Source organism: Arthrobacter sp. 10T44 (genome assembly GCF_056393885.1).
On sequence record NZ_JBFTGT010000004.1, the window covers coordinates 151520 to 173693 of the forward strand.

19 protein-coding genes are annotated in these 22174 nt (G+C 69.6%); 13 read left to right on the forward strand and 6 right to left on the reverse strand.

All coding sequences use genetic code 11. From position 1 onward, the window contains the following. Positions 1-3 precede the first annotated feature (3 nt). Positions 4-2823 carry a phosphoenolpyruvate carboxylase gene (gene ppc / locus AC1DBL_RS08640; RefSeq protein WP_476917678.1) on the reverse strand — a complete coding sequence of 940 codons (2820 nt, stop codon included), beginning with the start codon at positions 2821-2823 and terminating at the stop codon, positions 4-6. Between the two features lie 242 nt (positions 2824-3065). Further along, positions 3066-3746, reverse strand: a complete 681-nt coding sequence (locus tag AC1DBL_RS08645; protein WP_441418971.1) for an NADPH-dependent F420 reductase — start codon at positions 3744-3746, stop codon at positions 3066-3068. Between the two features lie 206 nt (positions 3747-3952). On the opposite strand from AC1DBL_RS08645, the gene AC1DBL_RS08650 reads away from it, so the two are divergent. Beyond that, on the forward strand, positions 3953-4588 hold the full coding sequence (locus tag AC1DBL_RS08650) for a TetR/AcrR family transcriptional regulator (protein WP_441418970.1): 636 nt from the start codon (positions 3953-3955) through the stop codon (positions 4586-4588). A 79-nt stretch (positions 4589-4667) separates the two neighbouring features. Beyond that, entirely contained in the window at positions 4668-5495 is an 828-nt protein-coding gene (locus tag AC1DBL_RS08655) for a DUF1684 domain-containing protein (protein ID WP_441418969.1), read from the forward strand. Between the two features lie 14 nt (positions 5496-5509). Here the strand turns inward: AC1DBL_RS08655 and AC1DBL_RS08660 are convergent, their stop codons facing one another. Beyond that, on the reverse strand, positions 5510-6643 hold the full coding sequence (locus tag AC1DBL_RS08660) for an acyl-CoA dehydrogenase family protein (protein ID WP_441419057.1): 1134 nt from the start codon (positions 6641-6643) through the stop codon (positions 5510-5512). Positions 6644-6723: 80 nt separating this feature from the next. Then, positions 6724-7548, reverse strand: a complete 825-nt coding sequence (locus AC1DBL_RS08665; protein ID WP_441418968.1) for an SDR family NAD(P)-dependent oxidoreductase — start codon at positions 7546-7548, stop codon at positions 6724-6726. 159 nt (positions 7549-7707) lie between these two features. Here AC1DBL_RS08665 and AC1DBL_RS08670 point away from each other — a divergent pair, with 159 nt between their 5' ends. The 5 genes from AC1DBL_RS08670 to AC1DBL_RS08690 all read left to right on the forward strand — a co-directional run bounded on the left by AC1DBL_RS08670 (position 7708) and on the right by AC1DBL_RS08690 (position 15080). Beyond that, on the forward strand, positions 7708-9054 hold the full coding sequence (locus tag AC1DBL_RS08670; RefSeq protein ID WP_476917676.1) for a glycoside hydrolase family 76 protein: 1347 nt from the start codon (positions 7708-7710) through the stop codon (positions 9052-9054). Between the two features lie 164 nt (positions 9055-9218). Then, positions 9219-10271 carry an iron ABC transporter substrate-binding protein gene (locus tag AC1DBL_RS08675; protein WP_441418966.1) on the forward strand — a complete coding sequence of 351 codons (1053 nt, stop codon included), beginning with the start codon at positions 9219-9221 and terminating at the stop codon, positions 10269-10271. A gap of 3 nt (positions 10272-10274) precedes the next feature. Next, positions 10275-11867, forward strand: a complete 1593-nt coding sequence (locus AC1DBL_RS08680) for an ABC transporter permease (protein ID WP_476917675.1) — start codon at positions 10275-10277, stop codon at positions 11865-11867. Beyond that, positions 11864-13039 carry an ABC transporter ATP-binding protein gene (locus tag AC1DBL_RS08685; RefSeq protein WP_441418964.1) on the forward strand — a complete coding sequence of 392 codons (1176 nt, stop codon included), beginning with the start codon at positions 11864-11866 and terminating at the stop codon, positions 13037-13039. The genes AC1DBL_RS08680 and AC1DBL_RS08685 overlap by 4 nt, the downstream gene beginning before the upstream one ends. Before the next feature lie 121 nt (positions 13040-13160). Next, positions 13161-15080, forward strand: coding sequence for a glycogen debranching N-terminal domain-containing protein (locus AC1DBL_RS08690; RefSeq protein WP_476925943.1), 1920 nt, complete (start codon positions 13161-13163; stop codon positions 15078-15080). Here AC1DBL_RS08690 and AC1DBL_RS08695 read toward each other — a convergent pair. Both AC1DBL_RS08695 and AC1DBL_RS08700 read right to left on the reverse strand, forming a co-directional pair. Then, the gene (locus tag AC1DBL_RS08695) at positions 15077-15892 is read right to left on the reverse strand and encodes a phosphatase PAP2 family protein (RefSeq protein WP_441418962.1); all 816 of its coding nucleotides are present in this window, start codon (positions 15890-15892) and stop codon (positions 15077-15079) included. The genes AC1DBL_RS08690 and AC1DBL_RS08695 overlap by 4 nt on opposite strands. Before the next feature lie 41 nt (positions 15893-15933). After that, positions 15934-16551 carry a YdeI/OmpD-associated family protein gene (locus tag AC1DBL_RS08700; RefSeq protein ID WP_476925944.1) on the reverse strand — a complete coding sequence of 206 codons (618 nt, stop codon included), beginning with the start codon at positions 16549-16551 and terminating at the stop codon, positions 15934-15936. Between the two features lie 43 nt (positions 16552-16594). Between AC1DBL_RS08700 and AC1DBL_RS08705 the strand changes: the two genes are divergently transcribed. The 6 genes from AC1DBL_RS08705 to AC1DBL_RS08730 all read left to right on the forward strand — a co-directional run bounded on the left by AC1DBL_RS08705 (position 16595) and on the right by AC1DBL_RS08730 (position 22170). Beyond that, positions 16595-17380: a VOC family protein gene (locus AC1DBL_RS08705; protein ID WP_476925945.1), complete on the forward strand. Its 786-nt coding sequence runs from the start codon at positions 16595-16597 to the stop codon at positions 17378-17380. 40 nt (positions 17381-17420) lie between these two features. Next, positions 17421-17960, forward strand: coding sequence for an NUDIX hydrolase family protein (locus AC1DBL_RS08710; RefSeq protein WP_175322253.1), 540 nt, complete (start codon positions 17421-17423; stop codon positions 17958-17960). A gap of 121 nt (positions 17961-18081) precedes the next feature. Next, positions 18082-19149 (forward strand): DUF6707 family protein, encoded by a 1068-nt coding sequence (locus tag AC1DBL_RS08715; RefSeq protein ID WP_441418959.1) that lies wholly within the window; start codon positions 18082-18084, stop codon positions 19147-19149. A gap of 90 nt (positions 19150-19239) precedes the next feature. Beyond that, on the forward strand, positions 19240-19965 hold the full coding sequence (locus AC1DBL_RS08720; protein WP_476925946.1) for an SRPBCC family protein: 726 nt from the start codon (positions 19240-19242) through the stop codon (positions 19963-19965). 33 nt (positions 19966-19998) lie between these two features. Next, positions 19999-21297 (forward strand): tRNA guanosine(34) transglycosylase Tgt, encoded by a 1299-nt coding sequence (tgt, locus tag AC1DBL_RS08725; protein WP_441418957.1) that lies wholly within the window; start codon positions 19999-20001, stop codon positions 21295-21297. Positions 21298-21420: 123 nt separating this feature from the next. Continuing rightward, positions 21421-22170 carry a dienelactone hydrolase family protein gene (locus AC1DBL_RS08730; protein ID WP_441418956.1) on the forward strand — a complete coding sequence of 250 codons (750 nt, stop codon included), beginning with the start codon at positions 21421-21423 and terminating at the stop codon, positions 22168-22170. The last annotated feature ends 4 nt before the right edge of the window (positions 22171-22174 follow it).

Sequence of the window (22174 nt, forward strand, 5' to 3'; positions counted from 1 at the left end):
GGACTACCCGGTGTTGCGCAGGCCCGCCGCGACGCCGTTGACGGTGATCAGCATGGCCCGCTGGAGGCGTTCGTCGATCTCGGCGTTGGGCGTGCCCTCCCCTGCCGCGGCCTCGGCGCGGACGCGGCGCAGCAGCTCCACCTGCAGGTAACTGATCGGGTCCAGATACTGGTCCCGGATCTCGAGCGAGCGCTTGAGCGTGGGCTGCGCGTCGAGCAGCAGGTCCTCCCCCGTCAGGTTCTGGATCTCGGCCACGGTCAGCTCGTATTCGGCGCGGATGGCGTGGAACAGGTGGTGCAGCTCGGCCGGCACCAGGGTCGAAACGTAGTAGCCGGCAATGTCCATGTCCGTCTTGGCGAGCGTCATTTCGACGTTGGAGAGCACCGAGCGGAAGAAGTGCCAGCCGTCCATCATCTCCACGAGCTGGGCCGAGTTGCCTGCCTCGCGCGCAGCCTTAAGTCCGGAGCCGACGCCGAACCAGCCCGGCACGATCTGCCGCGACTGGGTCCAGCCAAAGACCCACGGAATGGCCCGCAGCCCCTCGAGGCCCGCACCGGAATCGGGGCGCTTGGACGGGCGGGAACCGATGTTCAGCGAGCCCAGCTGCTCCACCGGGGTGGAGGCCATGAAGTAGGCCGGCAGGTCCGGATCGTCAATCAGGGTCCGGTAGCGGGCAAATGCCGCATCGGAGATGGTCTCCATGACGTGGCCGTAACGCTCGCGCTGGTCCTCCGAGGTGCGCGGGGTACGGTGCAGCGCCGATCCCTGCAGCACCGCGGCGAGGGAGAGCTCCAGGTTCTCGCGCGCGAGCTCGGGCAGCGAGTACTTGTCCGAGATGACCTCGCCCTGCTCGGTGAACTTGATCTCGCCTTCGAGCACGCCGTTGGGCTGGGCCATGATCGCGTCGTAGGTCGGGCCGCCGCCGCGGCCCACCGAGCCGCCGCGGCCGTGGAAGAGCCGCACCCGGACGCCGTGCTTGGCCGCGACGTCGCGCAGCTTGCGCTGTGTCTTGTGGATTTCCCACTGGCTCGTCATCACGCCGGATTCCTTATTGGAGTCCGAATAGCCGAGCATAATTTCCTGCACGTCGCCGCGCAGCCGGACCAGCTCGCGGTAGGACGCATCCGAGAGCAGCGCGTCCACGATCTCGGCCGAGGCGCGCAGCTCCTCCACGGTTTCCAGCAGCGGGGCAAAGCCGATCTTGGCATAGGGCGCCTCGCCGAAAAGGTTCACCAGCCCGGCCTCGCGGGCCAGCACGGCCGCGGCCAGGACGTCATCCGCGCCGCGGGTCATGGAAATGATGTACGTCTCGATCACGTCCGGGCCGTAGGTGCGCAGGGCGCGGCGGATCTCACGGAAGACGTCGTACGTGCCGTCCGCGACGCCGTCGAGCTTAATCGGGTGGCCGGAGAGCGGGCGGCGGGAGGCAAGCTCGGAGCCGAGCACTTCGAGCCGTTCGGCGCGGCTCAGTTCGGCGTAGCGCACGCCGGGGCCGCCGAGGCGGTCCATCAGCTGCCCGACGGCGTCGTGGTGGTGGTCGGCGTGTTCGCGGATGTCCAGCGTCGCGAGGTGCAGCCCGAAGGAGGCGATCGCGCGCCGGACGCGGGCCAGCGCACCGTCGGCGGCAAGGCCGGCGTGGTGGTTCCGCAGCGAGACCTCGAGCAGGCCCAGTTCGGCCAGGAGCTCCGCGGTGGCGGCGTAGTCGCGGCCGGGCTCGTGGGCCGAGCCGGCGGCGACCCGGCGGCCGGTGTTGAGCAGCTTGGCTTTGATGCAGGTGAGCTTGAGCCGGTACGGTTCCTGCGCGTTGAGCTCCAGGACGCGGCGGTCCAGTCCGGGCAGGTTCCCCAGGTCGACGTCGATCGAGTCCAGCAGCGCCTGGTCCGCCCCCGCCAGCGCGGTCGAGTTGGACAGGATGGAGATGAGCCCGTCGATCAGGCCGATGCTGATCCGGACGGCGTGCTGGTTCTGGATCTGCAGGATTTCGCGGGTGACGCCGGCGGTGACGTTGGGGTTGCCGTCCCGGTCACCGCCGATCCAGGAGCCGAAGCGGATCGGCGCCTTCGTGACGGGCAGGGTGACGCCGTGCTCGCCGAGGAGTTCGGACAGGTCCGAGAGCATCTCCGGCATGGCGTCGCCGAGGATCCCGGTGAGGTAGTAGATCGCGTTCCGGGCCTCATCCACAGGGGTGGGCCGGACCTGGCGGAGCTCGTCGGTCTGCCACATCTGGTCGATCACCTCGGCCAGCTGGCGGTCCTGGCGGCGGCGGGCCGAGGTGCCCTCCCGGGTGGATTCGGCCAGCACGTCGGAAAGCCGGCGGATCTTGTCCAGCACCGAACGGCGGGATGCTTCGGTGGGGTGCGCGGTGAAGATGGGCCGGACGTCGAGTTCATCCACGACATCCTGCAGCACGGCGGATCCGGCCTGTTCGGCGATTTCCTCGACGGCCTTGGCCAGCCAGCCGTCCTTTTCCTGCCGGCTCCGCAACCCGCGGACCCGGTGGACCTGCTCGGCGGCGTTGGCCAGGTGGAAGTAGAACGCGAAGGCCCGGACCAGGTCGGTTGCCTGCTCAAGCGGCAGCGAGCCGAGCAGTTCGCGGACCTGGGCGACGACGTCGTACGAGCTCCACGGCCCGGTGGCATCGGCGCCGCCCCGGGCGGCCTCCTTCGATTCCTTGGTCAGCAGCCGGACCTGCTCGACGAGGTCGAGGAGCTCGGGGCCGTGCTGGCGGACCAGGGATTCGCCGAGGAGGGTGGACACCCGGCGGACGTCGGCGCGCAGTTCGGAGGCGAGGTCCGTACCGGAAGTCAATGCAGTGTCAGCCATGGAAACAATCTTTCGAGGGTTCGACTTGGCTCGTACACTGCGCTGGATACTGTGAGCCGGGTTACTTGTACCCATGGGATGTTACCCGGCTCACGCTCACGCGGGGAATCCGTCTCAGATAGTGTCGGGACCCTTGACGACGGCCGCCGCACCCAACTAACTCGCAGTTGTTGCCGTTTTCAGCGCTCAAAACGGCAACAACTGCGAGCCAGTTCGGCTGGACCCGGCGGGGCCCGGCGGTTTTAGCGGGCGATCTTGAAGTTGAAGTCCGCGTTTCCGAAGGCACCCCAGAGCCGCAGCCAGATCGGCAGGAGCATTTCCGTCCCGCGGGCCGTCGTGATGTCGCCCAGGTCGATGATGTCGCGGTGGCCCAGGTCCGCCAGCAGCCCCGCCACCACCGTCTTGGCGTCCGCGTCGTTGCCGGAGACGAACACCGAGTGGTCACCGCCGGCCACGCTGGCCGGGTCAACCATGATCCCGGCGTTCATCGTGTTGAGCGTCTTGACTACCCGCGCGTCCGGGAAGGCGCGCTGGATCTGCTCGCCGAGGCTGTCGGTGTTCACCGGGTTCAGCGACGGCGGGAAGCCCTGGGAGAAGTCGAGCGGGTTGGCGATGTCGACGATGACCTTGCCCGCCAGGTTGGCGGCGCCGGCGGCGGCCAGCGCATCGAGGGAACCGGTGCCGTTGGTGGCGTTGACAACGATCTCGCTGCCGGCGGCGGCCTCGGCGAAGGTGGTCAGGGAAATTTCGCCGTGCTCCGCGTGCCACTGGGCAAACGGGACGCCGCCCATCGGTCCCGCCTCGGTCCGGGCCAGCGTGGCCTGCGGATCGCGGGTTCCGATGACGACGTCGTGGCCGAGCTTTGCCAGGGCGCCTGCGACGGCGGGACCGACCGTGCCGGTGCCGAATACTGCAATTTTCATGGGGACCTCATTCGGTAGGACATTTTCGGATCATTGAGGGTAGACAAGTCCGTCTACCGCTGCGAGACGCTACCAGACAGAACTGTCTACGGCAAGCGTCCCGTCGGCGGACTGTGACCTGGGAGCGGCCTCGGCTGGCTCCGCCGGCCGCCCGTCAGACGGCCCCGGACCGCGCCCGGACAGACTGGTCTGTGTACCATGAAGTTATGACGCCGACAGCAGCCACCGCACCAACCGCCGTCGGGCCGCGCAGTGTCCGGACGCCGGCAGGGCAGGCCAAGGACAAGATCCTGGCGACGGCCTTCCGGCTCTTCTACGCGCAGGGACTCCGGGCGGCCGGCATCGACACGATCATCGCCGAATCCGGCGTCGCGAAGGCCACCTTCTACAAGTACTTCCCGGCCAAGGATGACCTGATCCTGGCCTATCTGGAACAGGTTGACGGGGTCTGGACCGGGCAGCTGCACGCCGCCGCCGAAGCCGCCGGGCCGGACGCCGCGGATCAACTCGTGGGCCTGTTCGACGCACTCTCCACCGCCTGCCGCCGGGACGGCTACCGCGGCTGCGCCTTCATCAACGCCGCGGCCGAGTCGGCCTCCGGCACCCGGGTGCATGAACGGACGGTCGCCCACAAACAGCACATCCTGGCGTGGATTCGGGACCTGGCGGAGCAGGCCGGCGCCCAGGATCCGGACGGGTTGGCCCGCAGCCTGACCCTCGTCCTCGACGGCGGCCTGGCCAGCGGTGTGCTCGACGCCGACCCCGCCGCTGCCGCCGCCGCCCGCACCACCGCGGCCCAACTGGTTGCGGCCGCCCTGACCAACCCGCCCACCCCCAACTGACAGACAGTTGTTGCCGTTTTGAGCCCTCAGAACGACAACAACTGCGAGCTAGTTGGGCTGATACCCGCAGAGGTGCCCTTTGACCGCCGCCCCGTCCCCCACTGACGCACAACTCGCCCGCTGGCAGCGCTTCCGCAAGAACCGCAACGAGGCCCTCGCCAGTGACTACGGCTGGCTCACCCTGACCTCCTTCCAGTGGCTGCCGGAGAGCCCGGCCGCCGTCGAACTCGTCCCCGGCCTCTGGTCCACGGACGGGACGACGGCGTTCCTTACCGCAGCCGCGGCCGACGGGCTGACCCTGGTGGAGACCGGCGAGCCCGTGGACGGGACCATCAGCGCGGCGCTTAGCAATGAAGAGTCGCTGCTGTGGGTCCAGTTCGGCGGAACGGACGGCCGGCAGGTCAGGGTGGAGCTCGCCATGCGGGCCAACAGATACGCGCTGCGCACCCGGGATTCGAAGTCGCCGGTGTTCACCGGGTTCGACGGCGTACCCACCTTTGATTACCGGCCGGACCTGGTCATCGAGGCGCGGTTTACGCCCTATCCCGAGCCGGTGGACGTGCCCATCGGGACCGCCAACCCGCTGGTGGACGGCGTGCACCGTTCCGTCGGCGAGCTCGTGTTCCGGCTCCCCGGCCAGGAGCATGAGTGCCACCTGCAGGCCGAGGAGGAGAAACTCGGCGCCCTCACCGTCACGTTCCACGACGAGACCAATGGAGACACGACGGACGAATGGCGCAAGGTCTCCACGGCCCGGCCGCGGCCGGACAACACCGTGATCCTGGACTTCAACCGGGCCATCAACTACCCCAGCGCCTTCACCCCGTACGGCACCTGCCCCATGCCGGTGAAGAACAACAGCCTGGACTACCGGATCGAGGCCGGCGAAAAGCAGCCCTTCGCCTAGCAGGGCCCGGCTGGCTAGACGATCGCGGACACCCCGGTCACGGCGCGGCCCACGATCAGGGTGTTGATCTCGTACGAGCCCTCATAGGTATAGATCGCCTCGGCATCGGCGAAGATCTTCGCCATCCGGTAGTCGGTGACGATCCCGTTGCCGCCCAGCAGGGACCGGCCCATCGCCACGCTTTCGCGCATCCGGGCGCTCACATAGGACTTCGCCAGCGCCACCTGGGGCATGTCGGCCGCGCCCGCATCCTGCAGCTGGGCAATCCGGACCATCATGCCCATGCTGGCCACCGCGTTCCCGAGCATGGTCACCAGCTGCTGCTGGACCAGCTGGAACTTGGCCAGCGGCCGCCCGAACTGGCGGCGTTCGACGGCGTACTGCCGGGCGACGTCGAACGCGGCAAGCTGTTGCCCCACGCCCTGCCAGGCGACCATGATCCGCGAACCCCGCAGCAGCTCGTTGGTGTCCTCGAAACTGTTGATCCCGGCGAACCGGTCGGCCTCGGCCACCTGCACGTCGGTGAACACGATGTCGGCGTTCTGCACGGTCCGCAGCGCGATCTTGTTTTCGATCCTGCTCCGGCGCACGCCGGGCAGCGTGGCGTCGACAATGAAGCCGCGGATGCCGCCGTCGGCCTCGTCGCGGGCCCAGACCAGCATGTAGTCGCAGAACGTCCCGTTGCCGATCCAGCGCTTGGCACCGTTGAGCACCCAGTGGTCGCCGCTGTCCCCGCCGGACACGCGCCGCGCTGTGGTCTCCATCCCGCCGGCCACGTCGGAGCCGTGGTCCGGCTCGGTCAGTGCGAAGGCCCCGGTGGTGCGCAGATCGGCCGCGTCCTTCAGCAGCCGGGCCTTCTGCTCCTCGGAACCAAAGCCGTAGAGCGACTCCACGAACAGGTCATGGTGGACCAGGAAGAAGGTCGCCAGCGAGGTGTCCACCCGGGTCATCTCGGCGATGACCAGGCCGGCGAACAGGTTGCTGTAGCCGCGCTGGGCCGGTGCGCTGAGCTCCAGCGCCGCCAGCTTGGGCAGGATATGCGCCGGGAACTCGGCGTCGTTCCACCACTGGGTGGCGAACGGCGCCACCTCGCGGGCCAGGAACTCCCGGAGTTCGGCCAGTTTCGCCTGTTCGGCAGCGCTCAGCATCGACTCAAAGTCAAAGAAATCGGCAGTCGGCAGCCCGGACACTGCCGGGTCCGCGGCAGCGGAAGTGCCCACGTCGAGGGTCACTTCGGTCCCATCCGGATGGCGCCGTCGAGCCGGATGGTCTCACCGTTAAGCATGGCGTTGTCCACGATATGCGCGGCGAGGTTCGCGTACTCGGCGGGCCGGCCGAGCCGGGACGGGTGCGGCACCTGCGCACCCAGCGAGTCCTGCGCCTCCTGCGGCAGCCCGGCCATCATGGGGGTTTCGAAGATGCCGGGCGCGATCGTGACGACGCGGATCAGCGAGCGCGCCAGTTCGCGGGCGATCGGCAGCGTCATGGCGGCGACGGCGCCCTTGGAAGCCGAGTAGGCCGGCTGGCCGATCTGTCCGTCGAACGCAGCGACAGAGGCGGTGTTGATGATGACGCCGCGCTCCTCGCCGCCCAGCTCGGTTGCAACTGGCTCGGTGGCGGCCATCGCCGCGGCGGCCAGGCGGATGACGTTGAAGGTGCCGATGAGGTTGATCTGGATGACCCGGCTGAAGGTCTCCAGAGGCAGCACACCGTCCCGGCCCAGCACCTTGCCCGGGGTGGCGATGCCGGCGCAGTTCACCACGATCCGCAGCGGCCCAAGGGCGACGGCGGCGTCGACGGCGGCCTGCACCTGCTCCTCGCTGGTGACGTCCGCCGGGACAAAGACGGCACGGTTCGCCGGTACCGGCGCACCGCCGCCCGCAGCGCCGCCGTCGGCAGACGCGTTGAGCTCGGCGGCTAAGGCGTCCCCGGCCGAGGCCGGCAGGTCCACCAGCACCACGGACGCGCCGGCATCGAACAGCCGCCGGGCCGTCGCGGCCCCCAGACCGGAAGCGCCGCCGGTGATCAGTGCGACAGTACCCAAGACGTCCATGCATCCTCCTTGATGTGGAACCGGAACCCGGCCGTGAGCTGCGCGCAGCCCACTGGCACCAGGGAACATTAGTTAGTTCAGGTTAACTGGAATGCAAACATTGCGCACCTCGGCCCTGAGATTCCGCGCCGGAGCCGCCGCCGCCACTAGGCTTGAACCATGACCGCAGCACCTGCCCATTCCCCCGCCCCGAATTGGTCTTTCCGCGCCGATGAGGCCGCGCGTTCGGTGACCCGGCTGTTCGGGCAGCGCCTCTTCTTCCTGCCCGGCACCCACATCGCCGCGATTTCCCGCCCCTCCGGCAGGCTCAAGAACCTGGCCCGGCCGTGGCACTACTGGTGGCAGGCACACTATGTGGACTGCCTCGTGGACACCGGCCGCCGCGAACTCGGCGTCGAGGGCCACACCCCGGCCAAGTTCGACGGCGACAACCTGCCCAGCGCCGGCAAGCTGGCTTCCCGGCTGGTCACCGGCATCCGGCTGCGCAATTTCCTGACCGTCGTCAACAGCTACTACGACGACATGGCTTGGCTGGCCCTCGCCACCCTGCGGCTGGAGAAGCTCGCCGAAGACACCCGCAAGACCTCCGGCAGGCGCCGCAACGCCAAGGTCCTCAAGAGCCTCACCCTCCAGTTCGACTCGGCCTCGACCGACGACCTGGGCGGGGGCACGTTCTGGAGCAAGAAGCGCGACTTCAAAAACACCCCGGCCACGGCCCCGATCGCCTTGTACTACGCCCGGACCGGTCAGTCGGCCAAGGCACAGGCCCTGCTCGACTGGCTCGACGCCAAGCTCTACGACCCGGAACAGGGCATGTACCGGGACGGCCTCCGGATCGCCCCCGGCGGAGAGCTGGTGCTGGAAAGCGCCATCTACACCTACAACCAGGGCCCGGTCCTGGGTGCGCTGCTGGAGCTGGGCGGTGAGGCGAACCTGGAACGGGCGGCTGCGCTGGTCGCGGCGGTGGGGCGCAGCCTCACGGTCCAGGCCCCGCTGCTGGGGCGCAAGGCCACGGTGCTCCGGTCCGAGGGAACCGGCGACGGCGGCCTCTTCACCGGTGTCCTCATCCGCTACCTGGCCCTGGCGGCCGTCGATGAACGGCTGTCCGCCGAGACCCGGGCCGAGGCGGCCCTGCTGGTGACGGATACCGCGGAGGCGTTCTGGGAGGGCCGCCGCCTGGTGGCGGCGCAGGAGCCGCTGGCACGCAACGGGGCACGGCTGGTCTTCTCGGCCCGCCCCGAGCTGCCGGCGCGCCGGAGCTACCCGGCGGGGTCCGCCGTCGAACTGTCCACGCAGCTGCAGGCCTGGATGGTCATGGAGGCAGCGGCGTCGATCGCCGGGAGGCTGCCCGCCGTCGGGAAGCCCTCCGCCGAGGAGTCCGGCGGAGAGTCCGCGGCCGAAGACGCTGGCGCTCCGGCCGTTGCCACCCCAGAGGCCGGCGCCACCCACGCGGGCGACGCCGCGCCGAGCGCCACAGCGGCCCAGGAAGCCTCCACAGGGAATTAGGTCACGCAATAGTTTCGTAATTGGTGTGATCCTCCTCACTTAAGGCGCTCTCGGCTTGGTTGCTTAGGTTTGGCTAACCTACAGTTTTTCGTAGTGAGCATGCCCTAACTTCCCGCTCACGGAGGTTAGGCACCTACGACCTTTTCCTTGCAGAAAGTAGCCTCATGAAGATCCGCAATAATGCGCTGGCAGGCATCGCCCTCGCCGCCACCGCCGCCCTCAGCCTCGCAGCCTGTGGCTCCGGCGCATCGACCTCCGGCAGCACCACCGGAGCCGACGGCAAGCCGGCCGGCGAGATTACGGTCTACAACGCCCAGCACGAATCCCTGACCAAGGAATGGGTTGACGCCTTCACCGCGGAAACGGGCATCAAGGTCACCCTGCGCCAGGGCGACGACACCGAAATGTCCAACCAGATCATCCAGGAAGGCGCGGCCTCCCGCGCCGATGTGTTCCTCACCGAGAACTCCCCCGCCATGGCCCAGGTGGAAAACGCCGGGCTGTTCGCGGACGTGGACAAGGCCACCGTCGACCAGGTTCCGGCCGAGTTCCGGCCCTCGACGAACAAGTGGACCGGCATCGCCGCCCGCTCCACCGTGCTGGTCTATGACAAGGCCAAGCTGAGCCAGGACAAGCTGCCCAAGTCCATGCTGGACCTGGCCAAGCCCGAGTGGAAGGGCAAGTGGGCGGCATCGCCGTCCGGCGCCGACTTCCAGGCGATCGTCTCCGCCCTGCTCGAACTCAAGGGCGAGGCCGCCACTGAGGAATGGCTCAAGGGCATGAAGGAGAACTACAAGGCGTACAAGGGCAACAGCACTGCCATGAAGGCCGTCAACGCCGGCGAGGTGGACGCCGCCCTGATCTACCACTACTACTACTACGGCGACCAGGCCAAGACCGGCGAGAACTCCAAGAACGTCACGCCGCACTACTTCAAGAACCAGGACCCCGGCGCGTTCGTGTCCGTCTCCGGCGGCGGCGTGCTCAAGTCCTCGAAGAATGCGGCGGCCGCCCAGGCCTTCCTGAAGTTCATCACCGGCAAGAAGGGCCAGGAAGTGCTGCAAAAGGGCACGTCCTTTGAGTACGCCGTCGGCTCGGACGTCCCGTCCAACGACAAACTGGTTCCGCTCAAGGAACTGCAGGCACCCAAGGTCGATCCGGCCAAGCTGAACTCCGCCAAGGTCACCGACCTGATGACCAAGGCAGGCCTGCTCTAAGCAGTGACAAAAACGCTAACGGCTCCCGGAACCACCGGAAGCACGCCGACGGCGGGCAGGGGCAAACGCCCCCGCCCGCCTTTCGGCGTTTCCGTGGTGGCCATCCTGGCGGTCCTGATCGCCCTGTTTTCGCTGATCCCGCTCGGCTACGTGGCGGTCATGACAGTCTCCACCGGCTGGGACACAGCCGTCGGCCTGATCTTCCGCGCCCGGGTAGGCGAGCTCCTGCTCAACACCGTGCTGCTCACGCTGATCACCGTGCCGCTCTGCCTGATCCTGGGCGTGGGCGGCGCGTGGCTGGTGGAACGCACCAACCTCAAGGGACACAAGTGGTGGGCCGTGCTGCTCGCGGCGCCGCTCGCGGTTCCGGCCTTCGTCAACAGCTACGCCTGGGTCTCTGCCGTGCCATCGATGGGCGGGCTCTGGTCCGGCGTGCTGATCGCCACCCTGTCCTACTTCCCGCTGGTCTACATCCCCGCCGCCGCGACGCTCAGCCGCCTGGACCCCGCCATCGAGCAGTCCGCCGCCTCCCTGGGCCTTGGGGCGTGGCGCGCCTTCTTCCGTGTGGTGCTGCCGCAGCTGCGGATCGCGATGACCGGCGGCGCGCTGCTGGTCTCACTGCACCTGCTGGCCGAGTACGGCGCCTTCGCGATGATCCGTTTCGACACCTTCACCACCGCGATCATGGTCCAGTACCAGTCCACCTTCAACGGGACGGCCGGGAACATGCTGGCCAGCGTGCTGGTGTTCCTCTGCCTGATCCTGCTCCTCGTGGAGGTCCGCAGCCGCGGCACCGCCCGCTACGCCCGGGTGGGCTCCGGCGCCCAGGCCCGCGCACTGCGCCTGCCGCTGCACGCCTACCAGCTGCCCGCGCAGCTGTCCCTGCTGGCCCTGACCGCGCTGGCTTTCGGGCTTCCGCTGACGTTCGTGCTGCGCTGGATCTTCGCCGGCGGGCCGGACATCTGGGCCGCCGATGAGTTCCTGCCCGCGCTGCTGCAGACCCTCGGCTACGGCCTGGCCGGCGCCCTGGCCACCACCGTGGTCGCGTTCCCGATGGCGTACCTCGCCGTGCGGCATCCCGGCTGGTTCAGCAAGGCCCTGGAGCTCTCCAACTACGTCACCAGCTCCATGCCCGGGATCGTCGTCGGCCTGGCCTTCGTCACCGTGAGCATCCGGCTGGCACCGGACCTCTACCAGACCACGGCACTGCTGATCTCCGCCTACGTCCTGCTGTTCGTGCCCCGGGCGCTGGTGAACATCCGCTCCGGGCTTTCGCAGGCCCCCAAGGAGCTCGACGAAGCGGCCCAGGCCCTCGGCAAGCCTCCGCTGCTGGCTTTCCTCCGGGTTACCCTGCGGCTCACGGCTCCGGCCGCGGCCGGCGGCGCTGCCCTGGTGTTCCTTGGGATCGTGAACGAACTGACGGCCACCCTGCTGCTCTCCCCCAACGGGACGCGCACCCTGGCCACCGAGTTCTGGAGCAAGAGCAGCGAAATCGACTACGCCGGGGCCGCCCCCTACGCCCTGCTGATGATCCTGATCTCGGCGCCGATGACCTACCTTCTTTTCCAGCAGTCCAAGAAAGCAGCGGGACAGTGACCGAACAAAACCCCTCCCGACTTCCGGAACCCCGGATCGCACCCTCCGTGGCGCCCAGCACCAACAGCCACCTGGAAGTCGAGGCCGTCACCAAGAACTTCGGTTCCCAGGCCGTCCTCAAGGGCGTCAACCTTTCCGTCGCGAAGGGCGGCACGACGGCGATCGTGGGCCCCTCCGGCTCGGGCAAGACCACCTTGCTGCGGTTGATTGCCGGCTTTGAGCACCCCGACACCGGCAGCATCTCACTCGATGGCCGCAAGGTAGCCGGCGACGGCCTCTGGGTGCCCGCGCACAAGCGGCACGTCGGCTACGTGGCCCAGGACGGCGCCCTCTTCCCGCACCTGACCGTGGGCCAGAACATCTCCTTCGGACTGGACGCCGGCAAGCTCCCCGGCGGCCACCGCGGAGTCAAGGCCCGCGTCGCGGAGCTGCTCGAGATGGTCGCCCTGGACCCGGCCATGGCCAAGCGGCGGCCGCACCAGCTCTCCGGCGGTCAGCAGCAGCGCGTCGCGCTGGCCCGCGCCCTGGCCCGCGAGCCCGAACTGATGCTGCTGGACGAACCGTTCTCCGCGCTCGACGCCGGGCTGCGCGTCGCCACCCGCCGCGCCGTCGGCAAGGTGCTCCACGACGCCGGCGTGACCACCATCCTGGTCACCCACGACCAGGCCGAGGCGCTCTCCTTCGCGGACCAGGTCGCCGTGATGCGCGGCGGCAAGCTCGCCCAGATCGGCAACCCGTTTGTGGTCTACACCCGCCCGGCGGACCGGGCCACCGCGGAGTTCCTGGGCGACGCCGTGATCCTCGACGCCTGGATGGAGGGTTCCCTGGCCACCTGCTCGCTGGGCGGCATTCCGGTCCGCCGGCCGCCGGCACAGGGACGGGTGCAGCTCATGCTCCGGCCCGAGCAGATCCGGATCGCGGAGGACGGCCCCATCCGCGGCACCGTGGTGGACACGGACTACTTCGGCCCGGAGACCACGGTACGGCTCAAGCTGGCCGTTCCTCCGGTCCTGGCCGAGGGCGCCGTTGCCGACCACCGCTACCCCGGCGGCGGCGAGATCATCACCATCCGGCACTGGAACGCGTCGATCGCCCGGCCCGGCACCGAACTGTGCCTGAGGGTGGTGGGTGAGGCCGTGGCCTTCCCGATGGAGGACACCACGCAGGACTGAGCCCCGCCGGCCGGGCGGCGTGCCCGCAGACGGGCGGACCTGCAGACGGGCGGACCTGCAGGCGGGCGGCACCGCGGGCGGGCCTAGGTCCGCCCCGGCCTTCCGGCATAGGCTGGGGCGCATGACTGTTCAGCCAGCACTCCACCGTCAGCACTGTTCCGTGGCCGCCCCCACCCAGTTGTGGCTCGACGCCGACGGCCGGCTGGCCGGCGATGCATCCGGCGAGAGCGCCGCAGGTACAGCCACCGCCACAGGCGCCGGCGACTGGTTCACCGGGCTCTTGCATGGCGACACCCGGATGCTGTGTCGGGCCGAGGTGACCGTCAACGGCTTCGCCCCGGAACCGGCCACGGTCGAGGCCTCCCCCGGCGGGGTGCTCCGCGTCCGCGGACTCGTGCGCGGCATCGAGGGCCCCACCGAGGATCCCGCCGTCGAACTTGTGCAGACCTGGACCGTCACGCCCGGCGCTGTCCGCGTCTCGCTGCGGCTGAGCACCTCGCTGGAGGCCCTGGACGCGGAGGTTGAGGTGCGGCTGGCTGCGGACTTCACCGACATGGCGGCCATCCGGCTCGGCCGCTACCGCGAACCCTTGCAGCCCGCGGCGGCGGATGATTCCTCGCTGCGCTGGAGCGAGGGCGGCAAGACCCTGACCGTTTCCGCGCCCGGCAGGGTGGCCCGCGGCGAACGGCTGATCTGGCGCGGGACCGCCGGCCGCGGCAGGCCGCTGGAAGCCGAGTGGCAGGCCGTGCTGGCCGACACCGAGGACATCGTGGTGGCCGCGCCGCCGCCCGCCCGCCGGGTCCGGACCGAGCCGGAGGGGGACCTCGGCCTGCTCCTGGACAATGCCCTCGACGAGCTCGACGGGCTCCGGCTGGCCACCCGGAAAGCCCCTGAGGCGCCGTTCCTCGCCGCCGGGGCGCCCTGGTACTTCACCCTGTTCGGCCGGGACTCGCTCTGGGCGGCCCGGCTGCTGCTGCCGTTCGACGCCGCCCTTGCCGCCGGGACCCTGCGCGCCCTTGCCGCTTACCAGGGCACCAAAACGGACCCTGCAGCGGCCGAGGAGCCGGGCAAGATCCTGCACGAACTGCGGGCCAAGGAACTGGTGCTGGAAAGCCAGGCCCTGCGGCTGCCGCCGGTGTACTTCGGCGCCGTGGACTCCACCCCGTTGTGGCTGTGCCTGCTCGGCGAGCTGGGCCGCGCCGGCACCGACGACGCCGCGGTCCGCGCCCTGCTGCCGAACGCCGCCCGCGCCGCGCAGTGGCTGCTGGCCGCCGGGATGGCCGGTGCAGACTCCGGCAACGGCGGGTTCCTCAGCTACCAGGACACCTCCGGCCACGGGCTGAGCAACCAGGGCTGGAAGGACTCCCGGGACGCCATGCAGTTCCGCGACGGCCGCCAGGCCGACGGCCCGATCGCACTCTCCGAGGTGCAGGGCTACGCCTACCAGGCAGCCGTGGGGACGGCAGAACTGTTCGACTCGTACGGCGAACCCGGGGCCCAGGAGCTGCGCGACTTCGCCGAGGCGCTGAAACACAACTTCCGCGAGCGCTTTTGGGTTCAGGACGACGGCGGCCGGTTCCCCGCCATGGCGCTCGACGGCCACGGCGAACCGCTGGACATCCCGGGCTCCAACATGGGCCATCTGCTGGGCACCGGGATCCTGGACGCCGCGGAGGCGCGGCTCGTGGCGGACCGGCTGCTCAGCCCGGAGCTGTTCTCCGGCTACGGCCTGCACACCCTGTCCCGGCGCGCGGCGGGATTCTGGCCCTTCAGCTACCACTGCGGCTCGGTCTGGAGCCACGACACCGCCATCGCGATCAGGGGCCTGCTCAGCGAGGGATTCACCGCCGAGGCACGGGTGCTGGCCGAGGGCCTGCTGAGCGCCGCGGGGTCGTTCGGGCACCGGCTCCCGGAGCTCTTCGCCGGCGTCACCGCGGCCGAGTCGGGGCGCGCGGTGCCGTATCCGGCCTCCTGCCACCCGCAGGCGTGGTCCTCAGCCTCCGCGGTGGTGCTCGCCCAGGCGCTCGGCGTAGCGTTCTAGGGCCTCTGCTCCGCCCGGGCCGGCAGACCCGGCTCGGCCTGAAGTGCCGGGTAGGCCGGAAGTGCCGGCGCGGCCGGCGCCTGGTCCGGGTCCGCCATCCGGGGGTCCGCCGTCCGGGCGCCGCGCAGGCCATCGACCAGGACCACGACGCCGGTGACGGCCACCGCCAGGCCCAGCGAGGCGACCACGTCCGTCAGCCAGTGGTAGCCGAGGTAGAGCCGGCTGAACGCGACCAGCAACGTGCCGAGGGCGGCCCCCGAGAAGGCCAGCACCGCCGTCGAACGCCGCGCCGTGCGGGCGCCGGCGCTGCCCAGCAGCAGGTACACCAGCACCAGCAGGAAGACCCCGGTACCAAAGGTGTGCCCGGAGGGGAAGGACAGGGCATCGTCGGGGCCCATAAGGAAGTCCGTAGCCGAGGGCCTGCCGCGCGCGACCTCGTGTTTGATCAGGGTGGACACGCCGAAGGCGGCCGCCATGGCTCCGAGGAGCAACGCCGGCCGCCAGATTTCGCGCTTCCAGACCGCCCAGCCGAGCGCGAGCAGGCCCCCGATGACCGTCATCCAGCTTGGCGAGGTGACCGTGCTGACGGCAGCCAGGATTCCTGTGGCGAGGGGCGACCGGTCCTCCACCAGGGCGTCATGGACTCCGCCGTCGAGCAACGCGAGCCCCGAGTCCGTCTGGACTGCGGCCAGCATGAGCCAGAACACGGCCTCGCCGGCCACCAACAGGCCTGCGGCGGCAAAGAACAGCGTGCGCTGCGAACGCTGGGTGGGGGCGGCGCCGCGCGAGGGCCCGCTTTGGGTGGTAGGCATTGGGCTATTTTCCCACCCCAGGCTGTCGGGCTCCCGGACGGTTACCGGGAAGTCGCTGAAGGTCCGGGATTCGGCCGCCGGCTTTGCGGGTACGGCGTTTCAAAGCGTGCGAGCATGTCCACGAAGCCGGCGATCTTCCGCTCCCGGGTGGCGGCCTGCTTGACCGAGTTGGTCCGGTAGATCAGCGCGAACCGGTTCACCGACGTCAGGACCTCAAACATCGCCTGCGCCCGGGGGTCCGCCGCGATCGCCGCGGCAAGGTCCTCCGGCACCTCGGCTGCGGCCTGGCCCGCATAGGCCGCCTCCCAGCGTCCGTCGGCCTTGGCGCTGTCGACGGCGGCGCGCCCGGCGGGCGCCATCCGGCCGGCCGCCTCGAGGCGCCCGACGCGCTCCACGTTCCGCGCGGACCAGACGCTTTTCGGCCCACGCCGGGTCATCCGCTGGAAGGACGTCTCGGCATCCCGGCGCCTGCCCTGCCCGTCGATCCAGCCAAAGCACAGCGCCTCCTGCAGGGCGGCCTCGTAGTCCAGTTCGGTAACCGAGCCGCCCTTCTTGTGCAGCACCAGCCACACCCCGGGGCTCTCCGCGTGGTGCTGTTCCAGCCACGCGCGCCACTCGGCGGCGTCTTTCACCAGCAGTTCCCTTAGCTCAGCAGCCATGGCACCATTGTGCTCCCGGCCCCGAACCATCAGGGAGATACCAATGCTGCGTGTCCGCCCCATCCATTTCACCTCCCGGCTCGATCAGTGGGAGCGGCTGCTGACCGACCTGGGCATGGTCAAGACCGCCGACGAGCCCACCTGGCGGGAGTTCGACGCCGGCGCGGGACGCCTGGCACTGCACTTCGCCGAGGCGGGGTCCGCGGAGGACGGCACCACCTCCTTCGGCGTCGAGGTCGGCGACCTGGCGGAATTTGCCCGCCGGACCAACGAAGCCGGTGCCGCGACCGGTGCCGCCGGCGGCACCACGGCGGAGCTCATCGACGCCGACCACGGTTCCTCGTGCCGGGTCTCTTCGCCGGATGGGTTCAGCTTCCTGGCAGATCCCGCCGTGCGCGCGTCCGACGGCACCTGGTCCACGTCTGCGGAGGCGGAGCCGGGTCTCGCCGTCGTCGGCGTCTGGTTCGCGCAGGATCCGCGGGCCGCGACCCAGACCCTGCGCGACATCGGCGCCCGCCCCCGCCCGGTGCCGGGCGCACCCGGTGTCGGCTACGCCGACCCCGACATCGTCGAAACGGAGGCGTTCACGGCGAAAAACGGCGGCGTCCTGATGGTCGGCGCCGCTGCGGGCGCCGGGAGCGCCGGGCTGGCCTTCGAATACGACGGCGACCTCGACGCTCTGCGCGAGCGGCTCGCCGAGGCGGGGCATGACGTTGCGGCGGTCGAGGAGGCCGCCCTGCCGCTGCTGCACGTGGGCAACCCCGATGCGGACGGCAGTGCCGCCCACCCCCACGCCCTGTGGATCGCCGCGGCCCCCGAAGAGGCCTAGGACCGGCGCCGGGGGAACGCGGATGGGGTAGAACTTAACCATGAACGTTCGCACCCCCGACCCCAATCCCGGCTGGCTTTCCGACGAGGACCTCTTCGAGGCCCGCGGCCGGCTTCCCATGGTCTACGTCGAGGCCGTTCCGGTCCGGCTTGACCCGCTCGGGTTCGTGAACGAGGTCGGCACCCTGCTGCAGGCCGACGAGGACGGCACCATGATCCGGTCCCTGGTTTCCGGCCGGGTGCTGTACCGCGAGACCATCCGGGCGGCCCTGTTGCGCCACATGGAAAAGGACCTTGGCCCGCTCGCCTTCCCGCAGCTGCCGATCAGCCCGGTCCCCTTCACGGTGGCCGAATACTTCCCATCCCCGTCCCACACCGGCTTCACCGACGACCGGCAGCACGCCGTCGCCCTGGCCTACATCATCCCCGTCACCGGCGAATGCTCTCCGCGGCAGGACGCCCTGGAACTGACCTGGATGACCCCGGAGGAAGTGATGAGCTCGGACGTGCAGCTGGAGTTCAGCGGCGGCCGCGGCGCCCTGATCCGCCAGGCACTTGCGTTCGCGGGCGTCGGCCACTAGGGAGTCCGCCCGGAGCAGCTGGACCTCCCCCGGGACGACCGGGCCGCCCCGGCGTCCCCGACTTCGCGCGCCGGTCTTTGTAGACTGTTGAGCGGACCGAAAGAGAAGTTAAGGACTCCAGATGACCCACCCCACAGCCTCACTGAACTACAGCGAACGGCAGGCGGGATCTCTGCAGACCGGGGATCTGCTGCTCCTGCCCGACGCCACGCGCACCGCCGAAATCCAGCGTGTGGACGTCGACAACGACGATTTCGGTTCCCCCGCCATCGTCCGCGCCACCCTCACCGGGGGCGGAGTGCTGCGGATCGCCGCCGGCTCCGTGGTCCGGGTCCGGGACGCCCCGACCGAGGCCGCGGAGCTGTCCCCTGTGGACGACGCCGGCCGCCAGGACGACGATGCTCCGGAGACCGCTTCCGGCGAACCCGCCGCTCCCTCCCCGGACGACGCCGGCCCGGAACTGCAGGTGGTCCCGCCCCGTCCCGCGGAGGACGGCAGCCCGACGTCGCCGTCCGCCGTCGCCGTCCCGCCGCCGCCGGTGGTTCCGCCGGCCGTCAGTGGACCGAGCGAGGCGGACCTGGCCTTGATCCCGATCGCGGAGGGAACTCCGGAGTCCGTAGTGGAGGCCGCGGCCGAGGCGCACCCCGATGCGCTGGGCGTGTTGTTGCTTAGCGACCGGCTCACCAAGGGCATCAACACCAAGTCCGGCAGCTGCCTCAAGGACCTCAGCGATCTGGCGCATGAACTGTTCGTCGTGCTCAAGGACGCCGACAACGCCCTCGCCGTCGCGGACCTGCTCAACGTGTTGCCCTTCGACGGGAACCCGGGCCGCTGGGCGTCGGTGGAAGCGTCTCTGGCGCTGGCCAGCTACATTTGCCGCCAGCGCGGGGAAGACGAACGCGCGGCCGTCTATGAGAAGTTCCTGCGGGCGCCGGACGCCATGGAGACGGACCCGTTTAAGTCGCGGATAAACGCCAAGGTGCGCCAGCGCTCACTCAACGAGCCAAACCTGTACGACAAGGAAATCTTCCGCGCCATCGACAACTCCAACCCGGATGCGGAGCGGGAGTGGCGGCTGCTGCGGCTCGAGGCGCTCCTCTTCCTGCGCGCGCACGGCGGCTCGCAGACCATCGGAGGCCCGGAAATAGAACGCCGGATCAGCAACGAACTCGAGTCCGTCCGCGGCTGAGCGCACCGGCGGAACGCGGCCCGCCCGGGACGCCGATCGGTGGGCGTTTGGCCCTACCCGGTCAGGGCCGGGCGGGGTAAATTCAGCCCCATGACGAACAATCTCAGCGTGGTGATCAACTCTGACGCGCCGCAGGTCTGGACGATGCTGCGCGAACCCGCGAAGGTGGCCCAGTGGCACGGCTGGGAGGCCGACGACCAGGCCGCCGAGATCAACGCGATCTACTTCAGCCCCAACGTGGTCGAGAGCGCGGACCACACGTCGCTCGTCGTCGACGGCGGCGACATCTTCACCCTCAAACCGGTCCCCGCCGGCACGGAGGTCAGCGTGACGCGCGCGGCGATCGACCACAATTCGGAGTGGGCGGCCTGGGACGAGGACATCACCCAGGGCTGGCTGACCTCTTTGCACCAGCTCCGTTTCGCCCTCGAGCGCCACCCGCACGGCAAACGGCGGACGTTCTTCTTCTCGGTGCCCGGGACGGGTGGCTCCGCGATCGACAAGCTGGGCCTGGCCGATGTGCCCGCGCCGGGCGAGCCGTACTCGCTGACCCTGGCCACCGGGGAGGAGATTGCCGGGAAGGTCTGGTTCCGGAGCAACCACCAGGTGGGCCTGACCGTGCACGGGTACGCCGAACACGGCGACGGCCTCGTCATCGTGGCGGACCAGCCCGCCATCCCCGAGGTCCGGCCCGACGGCGGCTCCCTGGTGATCGTCTCCACCTACGAGCTCGGCGCCCACCAGCTGGAGGCCATCCGCAACTACTGGGACAACTGGCGCGCTGAGAACTACCCCACATCGGACCCGCTGCACTAAGGGTTCCGCGGTGTTAGCTGGCACACTTGAACGGTGCCAGCGAATCCTGAACCCGCCCCCTCCGCCCCGCTGCCTGCCCGGCAATCCGAGTTTTCCTTCCGGGTGGGCAAGCGCTTGAGCGAAACGTGCGCGCCGTCGGGCGCGCAGGTGGCGGCGAACGGCGGGGAATTCCTGGGCCGCACCGGCACCATCGCCACCCCGCACGGGGAGATCCAGACGCCGGCGTTCATCGCCGTCGGAACCAAGGCCACGGTGAAGTCCGTGCTGCCCGAGGCCGTCGCCGATCTCGGCGCGCAGGCCGTGCTGGCCAACGCCTACCACCTGTACCTGCAGCCCGGCGCGGACATCCTGGACGAGGCCGGCGGGCTAGGCGCCTTCATGAACTGGCGCGGACCCACGTTCACGGACTCGGGCGGCTTCCAGGTGATGAGCCTGGGGTCCGGGTTCAAGAAGGTCATCGACATGAAGTCGGTGGACCACTCCGGCCCGGACGACGCCGTCGCGCCCGGCAAGGAACGCCTGGCCCACGTGGACGAGGAGGGCGTCTGGTTCAAGAGCCACCTCAACGGCGACCGGCACCGGTTCAGCCCCGAGATCTCGATGAACGTCCAGCACCAGATCGGCGCGGACATCATGTTCGCCTTCGACGAGCTGACCACGCTGCAGAACTCCCGCGGCTACCAAGAGGAGTCCCTGGAGCGCACCCGCCGCTGGGCCGAACGCTGCATCACCGAGCACTTCCGGCTCACCTCCGAGCGTGCCGGGAAACCCTACCAGGCGCTGTTCGGCGTGATCCAGGGCGCCCAGTACGAGGACCTGCGCCGCAAGGCCTGCCGGGACCTCGGCGCCATGAACTTCGACGGCTTCGGCATCGGCGGGGCGCTGGAGAAGGAAAACCTGGGCACGATCGTGCGCTGGTGCAACGAGGAACTGCCGGAGAACAAGCCGCGGCACCTGCTGGGCATCTCCGAGCCGGACGACATTTTCACCGCGATCGAAAACGGCGCGGACACCTTCGACTGCGTCTCCCCCACCCGGGTGGCCCGGAACTCGGCGTTCTACCACCCCACCGGCCGGTACAACCTCTCCGGCGCCATGTACAAACGCGATTTTGGTCCGCTGCAGGAAGGCTGCGACTGCTACGCCTGCCTGAACTACTCGCGGGCCTATATCCATCACCTGTTCAAGGCCAAGGAGATGGTCTCGGCCACCCTGATCTCGATCCACAACGAGCGCTTCGTGGTGAAAATGGTCGACGACGCCCGCCTCGCCATCGAGGCCGGGACCTTCTTCGAATTCAAGGCCGAGACCCTGGGCCGGTATTACTCCTAGGCTCCCGCTCCGGCCGCGCCCCCGTCTCTCCTTCGGCCGCTTCGACGGTTCCCCGCGCGTTCGACGCGGGTAAACGTCGAACGCGCAGGGAACCGTCTAAATGGCGTCGGATAGGCTGGCCGGATGTTTATCGAGATTCCCGCCGCAGACGGCACAGCCGAGGCCCTGGTGGCCCGCCCCTCCACCGGTGAGGGCCCGTTCCCGGGCGTCATCCTGTACATGGACGCCTTCGGCCTGCGCCCCCGCATCCAGGACATGGCGCAGCGCATCGCCGACTGGGGCTACGTCGTCCTGGCTCCGAACGTCTTCTACCGCGAAGGAACGGTTGCCGAGCTGGCCCCGGACCTGGACATGACCACGCCGGAAGGCCGGGAGGCGGCAGGCGCGGCCGCCTTCCCGCGGGTCGGCCGCCTCACCACGGACAAAGCCCTGCCGGACATCGACGCGTGGCTGGCGGCCTTGGGCGGTCTGGACGGCGTCGCCCCCGGCCCGGTCGGCGTCACCGGCTACTGCATGGGCGCCCGGCTTGCTGTCCGCACCGCCACCGCACACCCGGACGCTGTGGCTGCCTGCGGCGGCTTCCACGGCGGCGGCCTGGCGACCGACGAGCCCGACAGCCCCCACCTGGGACTCGGCAACGCCCGTGCCCGGTTCGTCTTCGGCCACGCCGATCATGATCGGAGCATGGATACCGACGCCGTTGCCCGTCTCGGTGCGGCCCTGGACGCGGCGGGCCTGAAGGCTGCCAACGAGGTCTACGCGGGGGCACCCCACGGCTATTCGATGGCGGACACCTCTGCGTTCCACCCGGAGGCCACCGAACGGCATTTCCGCGAGCTTCGCGAGCTCCTCGACGGGACGCTCAAGGCCTGACGGA

Bases quoted from the DNA above. Each gene is read 5' to 3' on its own strand.
- ppc (WP_476917678.1), bottom strand. From the start codon at position 2,823: ATGGCTGACACTGCATTGACTTCCGGTACGGACCTCGCCTCCGAACTG.
- AC1DBL_RS08645 (WP_441418971.1), bottom strand. From the start codon at position 3,746: ATGAAAATTGCAGTATTCGGCACCGGCACGGTCGGTCCCGCCGTCGCA.
- AC1DBL_RS08650 (WP_441418970.1), top strand. From the start codon at position 3,953: ATGACGCCGACAGCAGCCACCGCACCAACCGCCGTCGGGCCGCGCAGT.
- AC1DBL_RS08660 (WP_441419057.1), bottom strand. From the start codon at position 6,643: ATGCTGAGCGCTGCCGAACAGGCGAAACTGGCCGAACTCCGGGAGTTC.
- AC1DBL_RS08665 (WP_441418968.1), bottom strand. From the start codon at position 7,548: ATGGACGTCTTGGGTACTGTCGCACTGATCACCGGCGGCGCTTCCGGT.
- AC1DBL_RS08670 (WP_476917676.1), top strand. From the start codon at position 7,708: ATGACCGCAGCACCTGCCCATTCCCCCGCCCCGAATTGGTCTTTCCGC.
- AC1DBL_RS08675 (WP_441418966.1), top strand. From the start codon at position 9,219: ATGAAGATCCGCAATAATGCGCTGGCAGGCATCGCCCTCGCCGCCACC.
- AC1DBL_RS08690 (WP_476925943.1), top strand. From the start codon at position 13,161: ATGACTGTTCAGCCAGCACTCCACCGTCAGCACTGTTCCGTGGCCGCC.
- AC1DBL_RS08695 (WP_441418962.1), bottom strand. From the start codon at position 15,892: ATGCCTACCACCCAAAGCGGGCCCTCGCGCGGCGCCGCCCCCACCCAG.
- AC1DBL_RS08700 (WP_476925944.1), bottom strand. From the start codon at position 16,551: ATGGCTGCTGAGCTAAGGGAACTGCTGGTGAAAGACGCCGCCGAGTGG.
- AC1DBL_RS08705 (WP_476925945.1), top strand. From the start codon at position 16,595: ATGCTGCGTGTCCGCCCCATCCATTTCACCTCCCGGCTCGATCAGTGG.
- AC1DBL_RS08710 (WP_175322253.1), top strand. From the start codon at position 17,421: ATGAACGTTCGCACCCCCGACCCCAATCCCGGCTGGCTTTCCGACGAG.
- AC1DBL_RS08715 (WP_441418959.1), top strand. From the start codon at position 18,082: ATGACCCACCCCACAGCCTCACTGAACTACAGCGAACGGCAGGCGGGA.
- AC1DBL_RS08720 (WP_476925946.1), top strand. From the start codon at position 19,240: ATGACGAACAATCTCAGCGTGGTGATCAACTCTGACGCGCCGCAGGTC.
- AC1DBL_RS08730 (WP_441418956.1), top strand. From the start codon at position 21,421: ATGTTTATCGAGATTCCCGCCGCAGACGGCACAGCCGAGGCCCTGGTG.